This is a genomic window from Trebonia kvetii, from assembly GCF_007827045.1.
GTDB classification, from domain to species: domain Bacteria; phylum Actinomycetota; class Actinomycetes; order Streptosporangiales; family Streptosporangiaceae; genus Trebonia; species Trebonia kvetii.
Map to the genome: position 1 here is coordinate 121,344 of NZ_RPFW01000005.1, position 14,153 is coordinate 135,496.

At 69.2% G+C, this 14,153-nt stretch carries 13 protein-coding genes; 8 read left to right on the forward strand and 5 right to left on the reverse strand.

Features of this window, described 5'->3' with window-relative positions:
- Positions 1-22: 22 nt before the first annotated feature.
- Complete coding sequence (locus EAS64_RS25565; protein WP_145856978.1) at positions 23-958, reverse strand: aldo/keto reductase; 936 nt, start codon at positions 956-958, stop codon at positions 23-25.
- 183 nt (positions 959-1,141) lie between these two features.
- Here EAS64_RS25565 and EAS64_RS25570 point away from each other — a divergent pair, with 183 nt between their 5' ends.
- A complete protein-coding gene (locus EAS64_RS25570; RefSeq protein ID WP_145856979.1) occupies positions 1,142-2,671 on the forward strand; it encodes an FAD-binding protein in 1,530 nt (509 codons plus the stop codon).
- Between the two features lie 14 nt (positions 2,672-2,685).
- Complete coding sequence (locus EAS64_RS25575; protein ID WP_145856981.1) at positions 2,686-3,057, forward strand: nuclear transport factor 2 family protein; 372 nt, start codon at positions 2,686-2,688, stop codon at positions 3,055-3,057.
- 109 nt (positions 3,058-3,166) lie between these two features.
- Here the strand turns inward: EAS64_RS25575 and EAS64_RS25580 are convergent, their stop codons facing one another.
- Positions 3,167-3,973 carry an IclR family transcriptional regulator gene (locus tag EAS64_RS25580; RefSeq protein ID WP_145856984.1) on the reverse strand — a complete coding sequence of 269 codons (807 nt, stop codon included), beginning with the start codon at positions 3,971-3,973 and terminating at the stop codon, positions 3,167-3,169.
- Positions 3,974-4,228: 255 nt separating this feature from the next.
- Between EAS64_RS25580 and EAS64_RS25585 the strand changes: the two genes are divergently transcribed.
- Positions 4,229-5,431, forward strand: a complete 1,203-nt coding sequence (locus tag EAS64_RS25585) for an NADH:flavin oxidoreductase (RefSeq protein WP_145856986.1) — start codon at positions 4,229-4,231, stop codon at positions 5,429-5,431.
- A 75-nt stretch (positions 5,432-5,506) separates the two neighbouring features.
- On the opposite strand, the gene EAS64_RS25590 is transcribed toward EAS64_RS25585, so the two are convergent.
- The 3 genes from EAS64_RS25590 to EAS64_RS25600 all read right to left on the reverse strand — a co-directional run bounded on the left by EAS64_RS25590 (position 5,507) and on the right by EAS64_RS25600 (position 9,041).
- Entirely contained in the window at positions 5,507-7,204 is a 1,698-nt protein-coding gene (locus tag EAS64_RS25590; RefSeq protein ID WP_145856988.1) for a 3-ketosteroid-delta-1-dehydrogenase, read from the reverse strand.
- Positions 7,205-7,410: 206 nt separating this feature from the next.
- Positions 7,411-8,400, reverse strand: a complete 990-nt coding sequence (locus EAS64_RS25595) for a LacI family DNA-binding transcriptional regulator (RefSeq protein ID WP_145856989.1) — start codon at positions 8,398-8,400, stop codon at positions 7,411-7,413.
- On the reverse strand, positions 8,397-9,041 hold the full coding sequence (locus EAS64_RS25600; protein WP_246115893.1) for a TetR/AcrR family transcriptional regulator: 645 nt from the start codon (positions 9,039-9,041) through the stop codon (positions 8,397-8,399). Before EAS64_RS25600 ends, EAS64_RS25595 begins: the two co-directional genes overlap by 4 nt.
- Positions 9,042-9,233: 192 nt before the next feature.
- On the opposite strand from EAS64_RS25600, the gene EAS64_RS25605 reads away from it, so the two are divergent.
- The 5 genes from EAS64_RS25605 to EAS64_RS25625 all read left to right on the forward strand — a co-directional run bounded on the left by EAS64_RS25605 (position 9,234) and on the right by EAS64_RS25625 (position 14,148).
- Positions 9,234-9,977 (forward strand): IclR family transcriptional regulator, encoded by a 744-nt coding sequence (locus EAS64_RS25605; protein WP_222849602.1) that lies wholly within the window; start codon positions 9,234-9,236, stop codon positions 9,975-9,977.
- A 107-nt stretch (positions 9,978-10,084) separates the two neighbouring features.
- Entirely contained in the window at positions 10,085-10,837 is a 753-nt protein-coding gene (locus tag EAS64_RS25610) for an SDR family NAD(P)-dependent oxidoreductase (RefSeq protein ID WP_222849603.1), read from the forward strand.
- Positions 10,838-11,018: 181 nt separating this feature from the next.
- Positions 11,019-11,948: an SMP-30/gluconolactonase/LRE family protein gene (locus EAS64_RS25615; protein ID WP_145856993.1), complete on the forward strand. Its 930-nt coding sequence runs from the start codon at positions 11,019-11,021 to the stop codon at positions 11,946-11,948.
- Between the two features lie 37 nt (positions 11,949-11,985).
- Positions 11,986-12,891, forward strand: a complete 906-nt coding sequence (locus EAS64_RS25620) for an SDR family NAD(P)-dependent oxidoreductase (RefSeq protein ID WP_145856994.1) — start codon at positions 11,986-11,988, stop codon at positions 12,889-12,891.
- A 15-nt stretch (positions 12,892-12,906) separates the two neighbouring features.
- Positions 12,907-14,148, forward strand: a complete 1,242-nt coding sequence (locus EAS64_RS25625; protein ID WP_145856996.1) for a cytochrome P450 — start codon at positions 12,907-12,909, stop codon at positions 14,146-14,148.
- Positions 14,149-14,153: the final 5 nt, after the last annotated feature.

Here is a 14,153-nt window from a genome sequence, read left to right on the forward strand (position 1 = left end):
GGCGACGCCAGCCGGTCATGATCTACAGCGCGAGGCCGGACAGGCCCGCGAGGTCGGCCGCGGTCAGCGTCCACGCCGAGGCGGCGGCGTTGGCGCGCACCTGCTCGGGGGTGGTCGCTCCCGCGATGACCGACGCGACGCCGTCCTGGGCGTTCAGCCAGGCGATGGCCAGTTCGAGCACAGTGTGGCCTCGCTGCTCGGCGAATGCGGTGAGTCCCTCCACGCGAGCGAAGTTGTCGTCGGTGACGACCTTCCCGGCGAAGAACGAGAGCCTGTCGAAGCGCGAGCCGCTGGGGAACTCCCGGCCGCGCCGGTACTTGCCGGTGAGCATGCCCGAGGCAAGCGGGAAGTAAGGCACGATCCCGACCTTGCTCGCCCTGGCCGCGGGCACGACCTCGCGCTCAACCTCGCGGTTGAGCAGGTTCCACTCGATTTGGGTGCCGCAGAACCTGGTAAGCGAGGCGGCGCCCGCGACGCCCGCGGCGATCTCGATCTGCTTGGCGGTCACGTTGGATGACGCGATGTGCAGCACCTTGCCCTGCCGCACCAGGTCGTCGAGGGTCTCGAGCGCCTCGTCGACCGGCGCCTCCACATCGGGGTAGTGCTGGTAGTACAGGTCGATCCGGTCGGTGCGCAGGCGGCGCAGGCTGCCCTCGCACGCGTCGAGTATGCGCCGCCGCAGCGCGCCCGGCTGGTACGGCTCGTCCTTGGGCCTCGGCAGGAACTTGGTCGCGATAACGACCTCGTCCCGGCGCCCGCCGAGCGAAGCACCGATGAACTCCTCGGACGCGCCCTGACCGTACATTTCGGCGGTGTCCAGGTGGGTGATCCCGGCGTCGAGCGCCGCGCGGATCACGGCAGCGCTCGCGTCCAGGTCGAGCTTCATGCCGAAGTTGTTGCAACCAAGGCCGATCACCGACAGTACAGGGCCGTCACCGCCAAGCTGGCGTGTCTCCACCGTTACCTCCTTAGCCGATACCCGCGCGAAAATGCTACCAATCTAGCGCTTGCCCAATCGAACCACCCCTGACCCAACCGATTGGCAAGTGGCGACGAGCGAGCCTCCCGCCTGGCGGGAAGGCGCATGGCAGGTGCCGCCCGGCGCTGACACAGTGGCCTCAGGACACGAACAGGAGGACCGGTGAACTGGAACGACGAGGTTGACGTGCTGGTCGCGGGCTCGGGTGCCGGGCTCGTCGGCGCCTACACCGCCGCGCGCGAAGGACTGCGCGTGGCCGTGGTCGAAGCGACAGGCAAGTTCGGCGGCACGACCGCGTACTCGGGCGGCGGCATCTGGTACCCGGCCAATCCCGTGCTGCGCCGGGCCGGCGTGGAAGACAGCGTCGAGGAGGCGATCGATTACTACCGCGGGGTGGTCGGCGACCGGACGCCGCGCGAGTTGCAGGATACCTACCTGCGCCGGGGCCCTCAGCTCATCGAGTACCTCGAAAAGGACCCCAACTTCGAGTTCACCCCGCTGCCCTGGCCCGACTACTTCGGCAAGGCCCCTAAGGCCCGGCTCGACGGGCAGCGGCACATGACCCCTTCGCCGCTGGCCGCCGCCGCGCTCGGCGGCCTGCGCGCCTCACTGCGCGGTCCGCTTGATACCGACCGGCTCGGCACGCCGCCGCCGGACACCCTGATCGGGGGGCAGGCGCTGATCGGCAGGCTGCTGCTCGCCCTTGCCCAGTACCCGCACGCCGCCATGTACCTGAACGCGCAGCTCACCGAGCTCGTCGTCACGGACGGGCAGGTGACGGGAGCGATCGTCGAGCGAGAGGGCGCGCGCGTCGCCATCCGCGCCCGCCGCGGGGTGCTGCTCGCGGCCGGCGGTTTCGAGGCCAGCGACGAGCTGCGCGGGCGCTACGGCGTGCCAGGCGCCGCCCGCGACACCATGGGCGTGCCCGCCAACCAGGGCCGGGCGCTCGAGGCCGCGCTCGCGGTCGGCGCCGACACCGACCTGATGGACCAGGCGTGGTGGTCTCCCGGCCTGATCCACCCCGATGGTCGCGCGGCGTTCGCGCTATGGTTCACCGGCGGCATTTTCGTGGATCAGGACGGCCGCAGGTTCGTCAACGAGTCCGCTCCCTATGACCGCATCGGACGCGCGGTCATCGCCAGGCTGGAGAAGGAAACGCTCACCCTGCCGTACTGGATGATCTACGACGACAGGGAGGGCGAGGTGCCGCCGGTCAAGGCGAGCAACGTCTCGATGGTCGAGCCGGAAAGGTACGTCGCGGCGAGCCTGTGGCACACGGCAGACACGCTGGAAGAGCTTGCGGCGAAGATCGGCGTTCCCGCCGCGAACCTGACGGCGACGGTCGGCCGGTTCAACGAGATCTGCGCCAAGGGCGTCGACCCTGACTTCGGTCGCGGCGACGAGGCCTACGACCGGGCGTTCTCTGGCGGCGAGCCGCCCCTGGTCCCGATCGAGCGGGGGCCGTTCCACGCGGCAGCTTTCGGGATTTCCGACCTTGGCACCAAGGGCGGCCTGCGCACCGACCCGCACGCCCGGGTACTCGCCGCGAGCGGGGCGCCGATCCCCGGGCTGTACGCGTCGGGCAACACGATGGCCGCGGTCAGCGGCACGGCCTACCCGGCCGGCGGCAACCCTATCGGGGCCTCGATGCTGTTCAGCCACCTCGCCGCGCTCCACGTGCTCAACCGGTGAGGAGACTGACTTCAATGCCGTCACCTGACCAGATCCGCGCCGCCGTCCTCCGCTACCTGGCCGCCGTCGCTGGCGGATCCGCCAGCGAGATCGCGGCCTGTTACGCGCCGGACGCGACGGTCGAGGACCCGGCGGGCAGCGAGCCGCACCGGGGCCGGGCCGCCATCGCCCAGTTCTACTCGCCGCTGGAGGCGGCGGCACGCGAGACGAAACTGCTGACGCTTCGCATCGCAGGCGGCGCCGCCGTCTTCCATTTCCTGGTCCGTACCAAGCTGCCTGACCAGACCGTCGATGTCGAGCCGATTGACCTGATGACATTCGACTCGCGTGGGCTGATCACCAGCATGCGGGCCTTCTGGAGCGAATCCGATGTGCGCGTGACCTAGTGGTGTTATCGCGCTTCCGTTCGGGACTATTTTGGCTTTGTTCCGAACGGAAGCGGGTGACCCTGGCCGGCGCGCGATATGTTCTCTGCCTGGACGGCGCAGGGCGGTCTCAGCGTGCCGCTTCGGCCTGATAGGCCTCCCTGGCTGAGGTGGGCCTGCCGCCTCCTGCGCTGGCCAGTGAGCTCCAGATCTGGCTCGCAGCCATCCTGACCGGGCTGATCAGTCGCTCAAACTGGACCTGAGTCACAGGGCCGCAGATGGATATCGCCGCGGCCGGATTCGGCGGCGGTCCCACGGGCGAGGCTACGCAGCCGATTCCCGTGAGCGCCTCCTCGCGGTCGAAGGCGATCCCCCGGTCCTTGACCCAGGACAATTCCTGGCGAAGGCGATGGTCGGTCGTAATGCTCCGGCTGGTGCGGCCGCGGGGCGCGATGGCCAGCGAGTCCCGCCTTGCCTGCTCGCCGGCAAAGGCCAGCAGCGTCTTGCCGACAGCAGTGCAGTGCGCCGGCTGCCGCCCGCCGATGCGAGAGGGGAGCCGGATGCCGAACGAGCCGCCGATCTTGTCGAGGTAGACGACCTCGGGGCCGTCAAGCACGGCGAGATGCACCACCATCCCGGTCATGTCGGCCAGTTCGTGCAGGTAGGGAAGCGCCACGCGGCGCAGCTGGTTCTGGTGCGCGGCGAGGCCGCCCAGTTCAAGTACGCCGAGTCCGAGCCGGTAGCTCCCGTCCTCATCGTGGTACAGCCATCGGATCCGCACCAGGTGCTCGAGGATGCGGTGCGCCGACGACCGGGGCACTCCGGTCTGCACGACTACCTGCGCGACCGTAAGGCTCGCCGGGCCGTTGAAGGCGTCGAGGATCTGAGCCACCCGGTCAATCATTGACGCAGGCGCCGACGTGTCCGTCGATGTCATCGATGTCCTCCTCGCGGATGCGCGGGCGGGGACGCCACCCGGACCCGTGTTCCTGTGACAAGGGTCACCCAGTATCGGGGACAAAGCAAGCGCTTGGTACAACTTTTTTTTGCGTCCAGTGGCCGGGAAGCGCCGTGTCCTCGAACGGGCAGGACTCGTATGCTGCCTCCGTCCGTGCAGGTCGCGGGCTCAGGCAGAGGGACCTCGGCCTGTCGGCGACCTACTGAGCCGGTGATCTATCGAGGAGGCGCATCGATGCCACAGCCGCTCGTCCAGGGGGACATGCCGGATCCGTTCGCGCCGGCCACGCTCGGGCCCGTCACCCTGCGCAACCGAACGATCAAATCGGCCACCTATGAGAACATGGCCAGGGACGGCCTGGTCACCGACGCGCTCATCAACTTCCACGTCGCCCACGCTGCGGGCGGGGTGGGCATGACCACGGTCGCGTACTGCTCCGTCTCCAAAGAGGGCAGGACCGACGGGCGCCAGATCTACTGGCGTCCCGAGGCGATGCCCGGTCTCCGTCGGCTGACGGATGCCGTGCACGCTGCTGGCGCCGCCGTTTCCGCCCAGATCGGGCACTCCGGCCCGGTCGGTAACCCGAAGCAGACTGGGGGGCCGGCGCTGTCGCCGAGCCGGTTCTTCAACCCGCAGAACCTGCGCGCCACTACCCCGGCCACCCGTGAAGACCTCAAGCGGATCATCCGGCAGCACGGTCAGGCTGCGGTCATGGCGGCGGACGCGGGCTTCGACGCCGTGGAGGTCCATCTGGGGCACAACTACCTGGCTAGTTCCTTCCTCAGCCCCAGGCTGAACAAGCGTAAGGACGAGTACGGCGGCAGCCTGGAGAACCGCGCCCGGCTCGCGCTCGCCGTCACCCAGGCGGTGCGCGACGCGGTCGGCGACCGCATCGCCATCCTCGCCAAGCTGAACATGGACGACGGGGTTCCCGGCGGATTCTGGCTTGACGAGGCCATCGCGGTCGCCCAGTGGCTGGAGCGGGCGGGGAGTGTCGACGCGCTGGAGATGACCGAGGGCAGTTCGCTGCTTAACCCCATGTACCTGTTCAAGGGCGACGCTCCGATCGAGGACTTCGCCAAGTACGTGCCCGAGCCCGTCAAGACCGGAACAAGGCTGTTCGGCGGTCGGTTCCTGAAAACCTACCCGTACTCGGACGGCTACTTCTTGCGTGACGCACGGCAGATCCGCGCGGCGGTCAGCCTGCCCATGGTCCTGCTCGGTGGGGTAACCAGCCGCGCGGTGATCGACGAGGCGATGGCGCAGGGGTTCCAGTTCGTCGCCATGGGGCGCGCCCTGCTGCGCGAGCCCGACTTGATCAACCGGATGCAGAAGGAGCCGGGGACCAGTTCCCTGTGCATCCACTGCAACAAGTGCATGACCACGATCTTCGCGAACGGCACCCGCTGCGTGCTCGTGCCGGAACACACCTCATAGCGTCCGGGCAAGCCAGCGGCTCTGGCCGCGACGCCTGGAGAAAGCGGCGGTGATCGGTAAACCGCTATGCCGCGGCTACCCGGCCTGGCCGGCGGCGTGCCGTGCGACGATGTAGCCGTACACGATCCCCTGCCCGATCGTCGCTCCGGCGCCGGGATAGAAAGTGCCGAAGGCGTTGGCCGCCGCGTTGCCGGTCGCGTAGAGGCCGCCGATCACCGACCCGTCCGCGCGCAGCGCACGGCCCGAGCCGTCCGCCCGGATGCCGCCGCAGGTGCCCAGGTCGCTTAGCACCACCTGCACCGCGTAGAGTGTCCCGCTCAGCGGCCGCAGGTTCGGGTTCGGAGTGACCGTCGGATCGCCGTAATAGCGGTCATAAGCACCCCTCCCACGGTGGAAGTCGTCGTCGATGCCGGACGACGCGAGCAGGTTGAACCTGCGGAACGTCTCGGCGAAGGCGGACTCGTCCGCGCCGATCGCGCGGGCCAGCTCCTGCGGGCTGCCCGCCCGGTGCGCGACCCCGGCGTCATACCAGGCCTTCGGGAATGCCATCCGGGGGAAGACGGCGCCCGCGAAGACGTAGCTGTTGCGGTAGCGCTGATCGAAGACCAGCCACATCTTCCGCACCGGGTCGCCCGACCGTTCGAGCTCAAGCACCCGCTGGCCGAAGCTCATGTAGTCCGAGGACTCGTTGGTGAACCGGCGTCCCGACGCGTTGATCATGAAGGAGCCGGGCAGGGACCGCTCGGCGAGGAGAACCTGCACGGCGCCGCCGGGGGAGAGCGGCGCGACCGAAGGGAACCACCATGCCTGGTCCATCAGGGCGGTGTCCGCGCCCACGTCCTGGGCGAGCTTGATCGCGTCGCCCGTGTTGCCCTCGCTGCCCAGGCTCCAGTCCTCGAGGGACTCGGACTGGAACTTGTGCCGCATGGCCATGTCGTGGTCGAACCCGCCAGCCGAGAGCACCACCCCGCGGGTGGCGGTCACGGTCACCTCGCGGCCGTCCCGCTCGAGCACCGCCCCGGTGACTCGCTTACCGTCGGTGACCAGCCTGACCAGCGAGGTGCTCGTCCACACCGGGATGCCTGCCTTCAGGACTCCCGCGAACAGGCCCGCCGCCAGGGCCTGGCCTCCCGCCAGGTACTCCCGGCCCAGCGCCAGCCCGCCGATACCCTGAGCCACACGGAAAAGGACCCTCGGGACGGCCTTCGCCGGAACTCGGGCCATCAGGTTCATCCACTTGTAGTCGGCACCGGTGATCGGCATCGGGACCGGCCCGGCCAGCGCCGCGGGACGCAGGACCGTCCTGCTCTCACCGAGGATCGAGGCGTTGAACGGGCGAGCCTCGCAGCTGCGCCCTGCCGCGGAACCGCCCGGGTTCTCCGCGTGGTAGTCGGAGTAGCCGCGGTCCCACTGGAACTTCATGGGGGTGGTGCGCTGCATCATGGCCACCGCGGCGGGGCCGTTCTCCACGAAACTTTGCCACCGCTCGGCGGGGGAGGACTCGCCTACCAGTGCCTTCAGGTACTCCGCTCCTCGCTCCAGTGTGTCGCCCGAGCCTGCTTCCAGCAGTGCCGGGTTGGCCGGAATCCAGAAAGCTCCGCCCGACCGGGCCGTCGAGCCGCCCACGTACTGCGTCTTCTCGACCACAAGGGTCCGCAGTCCGAACTCGTTCGCGGCGAGCGCGGCTGCCATGCCTGTCCCTGAACCGATGATCAGCAGGTCGACGGTCGTGTTCTCTGCCCGCACGGCCGGCGGCGCGGCGATCTTCGCCATGATTACTTGTCCCTCCCGCTGTAACCAGCTGCTGAGCCCAGCAGCCTCCAGTGCAATACTAGCGCGCGCTAGTCCAGCTCATTAGGACGTTTAGGTCGCGCGAACAATGGATTTCCGGCCATCCGCGGCCGAATCCAGCGGTTCCCGCCCAGCGGGCACCTATTACTCTTCCCGGGCGCGGCTGCTTCCCCGGGCTCAGCCGGGCCTCAGGCTGACTCGCGGGCGACCACGGTAGCGGTCACGCCGGGGCTCATGCCAGGCAATGGCCGGCCGTCGGCCAGGTGCACGGCCTGCCAGGCGACGTACCTGCCCATCCCCGCGTAGTCGACGCGCACGCTCGACAGCCCAGGGACGAACGCTGCCGAGATCGGGCTGTCGTCATGACCGACGACAGCCAGATCCCCCGGGACCGACAGCCCCGCGCGCAGTGCCCCGCCGGCGAAGACGGCGGCAGTCTCATCGTTGTAGGCGATGACGCCGGTAACCCCCGCGGCATGCCACGCCAGCGCCGCCTTCCGCGCGGACTCGTCCCGGGAGTCAAGCTCGCGTGCGTCAAGGCAAGCGATGCCGAGACTAGATGCCGTTCGCTGCGCCGCCCGCAGACGCGGTCCCGCGATCACCGTGAGCCGTGGGTCTGAGGGCGAGGCGAATGCGAGCTTGCGGTGGCCGAGCCCCGCCAGGTACTGGACCTGCATCCTCGTTCCGGCCGTCACCAGGGGCTGCTCGTCGGGCGGCGGCTGCCCGGGACCGGGATATACCTTGGCGATGCCGCTCGCGCGCAAGGCCGCCATCTCCTCGTCGCTGAACGGGAACATGCCGACGACGACCTCGGGGTCCAGCGTCTCCCAGAGCGGTCGTGCCTGGTCCGACGGGTAACGCGTATAGGTGATCAGTGAGTAGCCGGCCATGCCGAGGACGTGCGCCGCCTCGCCCAGGTACAGATGCATGGCGTAGTCGGCCGGCCAGTCTGGCAGGACAAACAGGACAATGCGGCTGCGCCCGCTGGCCAGCGCCTGTGCCGCGCTGTTCGGCCGGTACCCGCGCCTGGCCGCTTCCTGGAGAACGCGCTCCCTGGTGGCCTCGGAGATGGTCTGGCCAGGTGTGTTGTTCAGAACGAACCCGACCGTGGCTCGCGACACGCCCGCCGCGCGCGCGATATCCGCCGCCGTGATCCTCGGCCGCTCTGTCGCTGTCACGGCTCTGAGGCTCTCGCCTCGAACCCGGCGAGTACCGCGCGCAAGGCGCGACGCAGGAGTTCCCTGACGTCGCCCTCGGCGCCGGCCCTGATCCAGCCGTCGAAGACGTGCCTGGTTGCCTGGACGACGAGGACGGCCGGGAGCGTCTGGAGCGCCGGGTGATCGCCGGTCACAATCCGCTCGGACAGGAACTTCTGCACGCGGCCGGCGAGCTCGTCGTCCACCTCAAGCCAGCGCAGGCGGTACTCCGCGTTGTCCGCGATCAGCCGCATAAGGCGCAGTTCGAAGTCGGTCAACGCGCCGTCGTGCAGTTGCGGGGACCATGCCTGGACGAGATCCTCGATCAGGTCGCCACCTCCCTGCGCCCTGTCCTGGAGCTCGGCGATGATTAGGTCCGCGCTCTCACGGAACAGGGGACGGACCACGTCTTCCTTAGCGGGAAAGTGCCGGTAGAACGTTCTCGTTGAGATGCCGACGGAGCCGGCGATGCGCTCGACCGTGGCGGACGTGTCGCCGTCGGCCACGAAGATCTCGGCTGCCTTGTGGGCGATCTCCAGCCGCAACTCATGCGCGCGCCGCTGGACTAGCGAGGGACGGGTCGGCTTGGTCGCCGTATCGGTGTCCGCCAGGTCCGCCATCATCACTTCCCGGTTCCCAAGGCACCGCCGTGCGTGCCAGCGAGAAAGAGTTCATTTACACGATAGTGGGCCGTCGTTATACTCACGGATGTCAGTTTGTGCCAACCTGGCACAATGTGCAACTGACGCTGACGTCGGAGGTGCGCTATGGTGATGTCGCCAGCACAGGACACGCCCACCGCCATGATTGACCGAGTGGCCTCGCTCCTGCAGGTCCTCGACGGCCAACATCACTGCACGCTCGCCCAGATCTCGCGGCAGACGCGCGTGCCCCGGTCGTCGGCCCACCGCATTCTTCAGCGCCTCGTCGACCTCGGGTGGGTCGAGCGGCACGGGTTCAATTACTCGCTGGGCATCCGCATGTTTGAGCTCGGCGTCCGGGTCGTCCATCGCGATCAAGTGCACGGGGCCGCGCTGCCCGTCATGCATGCCCTCTACCGGTCGACCGGGCTCACCGCCTACCTGAGTGTGTTGCAGTCCACCGACATCCTGCACATCGAGCGGGTCGGCGGCTGGCCCGAGCGCGCCGCAGGCTGGCACCTGGGCGGCAGGCAGCCGGCCGTGCACTGCGCGGCCGGCCGGGCGCTGATCGCCCGGCTTGACGAGGCTTTGTGGCCGGAGCTGGCGGTCCTGCAGCCTCCGACCTCGCGAGCGATTTGCGGTCCCACGGCGCTGCGCCGTGAACTGTACCGGGTGCGTGACCGCGGCGGCGTCGCCATCGATAACGAGGGCTGCGTCCCGGGAACAATCGCGGTGGCGGCCCCGGTCGGCCCTTCCGGCGCGGGGATCAACGCGGCACTGACCCTGTGCGGGCCCGCTCCCGCCGTCCAGACCGACAAGGCAATGGCCGCGGTGCATGCCGCCGCGATGAACATCTGGCAGGCAGCCGCCGGTGTACCTCGACGGCGCGGGCAGCGCGCCTTGGCCACCACTGCCTGAGCCGTTAGCCACCGGGCGGCCGGGCTCGGCTTGCCCTGGACGAGGAGCTGCCATGCCTGACATGACTCCAGCACTGTGCGGACCGCAGGCATACCAATGGGAGGGGCATGCTGATGTTTGATCTCACCGGACAGGTCGCGCTTGTCACGGGCGGCGGGCAGAACGCAGGCGCCGGGATCGCCCGGGCGCTGGCCGGCCAGGGGGCCGCCGTGGCGGTCAACGACCTGCTGAAGGGGCGGGCCGAGGAAACAAGCAGGGAGATCGTGGCGCGTGGCGGGGTGGCCGCCGCGTTTCCCTTCGACGTCACCGACCTGGATGCCGTCCAGGGCGCGGTCGGTCGGATCCGTGCGGAGTTCGGCAAGCCGGTTGACATTCTGGTGCACAACGCGGGAATCATTTCGCCGATGCCGTACGGGCAATTCCGCAGCCTCGATCCGACAAAGTGGCGAGGGCTGACGGAAGTCAACCTCTTCGGAGCGATGAACCTGGTGGCGGCCACCGTGGAGAACATGGTCGCGGCCCAGTGGGGACGGATCATCCAGATCTCGTCCGGTTCGGCCAGGGTGGGCTCGGACGCCGGCCTCACACTGTACGGGTCGGCCAAGAGTGGCGTGGAAGGGTTCATCCGCCACCTTTCCCAGGAACTCGGGCCGTTCGGCGTCACGGCCAACACGCTCGCGCTCGGATTGCAAAGCAGCGCCACGGGCCCGGGCACTGCCGAGGTCGCGTCCCGGATCGCGGTGCGCAGGCTCGGCACCCCCGAGGACGTCGGGGCAGCGGTCGTCTACCTCGCTTCCGCCGAAGCATCATGGATGACCGGGCAGACGATCAACCTCAACGGCGGCAGCGTCACAACGTGACGGATCCCGGCTCACTCCGTCGCGTCGGCCCCCAGGCGTCCGACGTAGCGGCGCGCCGACGGAAGTTCCCAGTGAATGGACACGTCGGCTCCGCGGCACCCGGAACCAGTGCACAGTCAGGACAAGTCCCACTCTCTTGAGCGCGATCCTCAACCTCTCACCCGCAAGCCAGGAGGTCACCATGACCGACGCCGTAGTCGACGCCTTCGCGGACGCGGCTGACATCAAGCCCCGCGAGCTGTCGCGCGGGTACACCTGGGCCGAGTGCCCGCGTTGGCACCACGGTGCGCTCTGGTTCAGCGACATGTACGCCCACCGGATCGTGCGGCTCGACGCCGACGGCACTCCGGAAACCGTGATCGACTTCTCGGACCGGACCTCGGTCAACGGCACTGAGGTCATCCCCGGCGGGTTTGGCTGGCTGCCTGACGGCCGTCTCATCGTCACCTCGATGCACGAGCGGCTCGTCCTCGCCTGGGACGGACGGTCGCTGACTGTGTACGCCGATCTGCGCGAGCTGGCCACCGGGCCGGTCAACGACATGGTCGTGGACGCCGACGGCCGGGCGTACGTCAGCCAGCTCGGCTTCGAGCTGTTCGCCGGAGAGGAGCCGAAGGAATCGCTGCTGATCGTCGTCGAGCCGGACGGCAGCGCGCGGAACCTGACCGAGCTCGGCGGTTTCTGGGGCGCAAACGGCGTTGCCATCACGGCGGACGGCACCAAGCTGGTGACCGCGGAGGCGTTCGCCAACCTGATCACCGCCCTGGACCGCGACCCGACGACCGGGGCCCTCAGCGGCCGCCGCGTTTTCGCGCAGACCCCGTCCCTCCCCGACGGCGTCTGCCTCGATGCCGAGGACGGCGTCTGGGCCGGAATGCCGGCCCTGCCGGGACTAGCTCGGTTCACGGACGGCGGCGCTGTCACCGACGTCATCCGGTTCGACGCGACCGTGGCCATCCCGCCCGCCTGCGTCCTGGGCGGCGCGGACCGGCGGACCCTCTACATCACGGCCGGACTCGACGTGCTCGACTGGGAGGAGTCCCGCCGCAACCGGCGGGGATCGATCTGGACCGCTCCCGTCCCGGTGAGCGGCGGCGAGAGCCGCCCGTAGCGAAGCCGGCAGGCATCAGCCGCAAACGAAGGGAGCAATGGTGGATCCACTGACTTTCGATGGCCGCGTCGTCGTCGTCACCGGCGCCGGTCGGGGCATCGGCCGCGCGCACGCGCTACTGCTGGCGTCCCGCGGGGCCAGCGTCGTCGTCGCCGACCTCGGCGCGAAGGTGGCCGGCGACGGAGTGGCGGGCGATGACCCGGCGGCCGACGTGGCCGCGGAGATCCATTCCGCTGGCGGCACCGCCATCGCGGTGCAGGCCGACGTGGCGACGGCGGACGGCGCGGGGGCGATCGTGGCCGCCGCCATCGGCGCATTCGGCAAGCTCGACGCGGTCATCAACAACGCGGGCATCGTGCGGACCGGTCACTTCGACGAGATCAGCGAGCAGGAATACCAGCGCAATCTCGACGTGCACCTGTTCGGCTCCCTCTACGTATGCCGGGCGGCCTGGCCGCACCTGATCGCCTCGGGTACTGGGCGCGTCGTCAACACCGTGTCCGCCGCGATGCTCGGCAACCCGATGCTCACCCACTACGGCACCTCCAAGGGCGCGGTCTGGGCCTTCACCCGCAACCTCGCCATCGAAGGCGGACCGCACGGCATCGGAGTCAACGCGCTGGCGCCCGGCGCCGGCACGCGGATGGCTGAGGCATCGGCGGCCGGCCTCACCGAGGAGATCATGCAGTTCATGCGGACCTCCATGTTTCCCGAGCTCGTCGCCCCGCTCGCCGCCTACCTGGTTCACCCCTCCTGCCAGGTCACCGGCGAGCTCTTCAACGCCGCAGCGGGAGCCGTGAGCAGAAGCGCCGTCGTCACCACTCCCGGCATCTACGACCCAGCGCTCACCATCGAGACGGTGGCCGGGCGCTGGGACGAGGTCATGACCATCACCCCGGACGCGCGTCCCGAGATCGTCCCCGTGCCCGAGCGCACGGCCTGACCACGGAGGCACCCAATGACCGAGTCCCCGCTAACGCAGAACCCCGCGGCAGGCACCGATTACCCATTCGGGCCGCTTCCCGTCCCCGAGGCGATCGAGAAAATGCAGCGCATCATGGCAGACCGGCCGATGACTAAGGTGACCATGCCGATCGGCGGCGACTGCTGGGTCGTGCACCGCAACCAGGCGGCCAGGGACATTCTCAGCGACCCCCGCTTCGTCCGCGCCCCCTTCCGCACCGGCGAACGCGTCGTCCCTTACTTCGTACAGTTCCCCGACTTCCTGCGCACGACCATCCAGTTCGAAGACCCGCCGCAGCACACCCGGCTCCGCAGACTGGTGCAGAAAGCGATCTCGCCCCGCCGGGTCGGCGAGATGCGTGCCTCCGCCGTCGCGTTCGCCAACCAGCTGATCGACCAGATGATCGCCCGCGGCGGGATTCGCAACCTCGTGGCCGAGTACTCCATCGCATTGCCGATCGAGATGCTCAGCAACCTGCTGGGAGTGCCATCGTCCGACCGGGCGAAGTTCGAGCGGTGGAGCTCCGCCACCCTGGCCACGTCCGGCATGACCGAGGAGCAGGTTGCCAGCGCCATGGGGGAACTCGCCGCCTACATGGCGGCGCTCATCGCCGAGCGCCGCGCCGAGCCGCGCGACGACCTGCTCAGCTCTCTCGCCCACGCCCGCGAAAAGGACGAGACCCTCACCGACGCGGAAATCCTGCCCATCGCGTTCATCCTCATCGTCGGGGGCTTCGACAACACGTCCAACTTCATCACCACCGGGGTCACCGCGCTGCTGCGCAACGACGACCAGCGAGCCCTGTTCCTGGCAGATCCCGACGGCCTCGCGGCCACCGCAGCCGAGGAGACACTCCGCCATGGCGGGCAGGAAATGGGATTGCCGATGGCCGGGGGCGGAGCCCTGGTACCGTTCGTGGCCACCGAGGACCTGGTCATCGACGGGCAACCCGTCGCCGCGGGCGAAGCGGTCGCCGTCGACCCGGCCAGCGCCGCCCACGACCCGGAGGCCGTACCCGACGCGGGGCGCTTCGACATCGCCCGGGCGGACAACCCGCACCTGACCCTGAGCTACGGGATCCACCACTGCCTCGGCGCGCCGCTGGCCAGGATGGAGCTGCAGGTCGGGATGGCCGAACTGTTCAAGCGCCTGCCGGGGATACGGCTGGCTGGCGAGCCCGTCATCCGGCATGACGTCCTCACCCGGCCCATAACCGACCTGCCTGTCACCTGGTGACACAG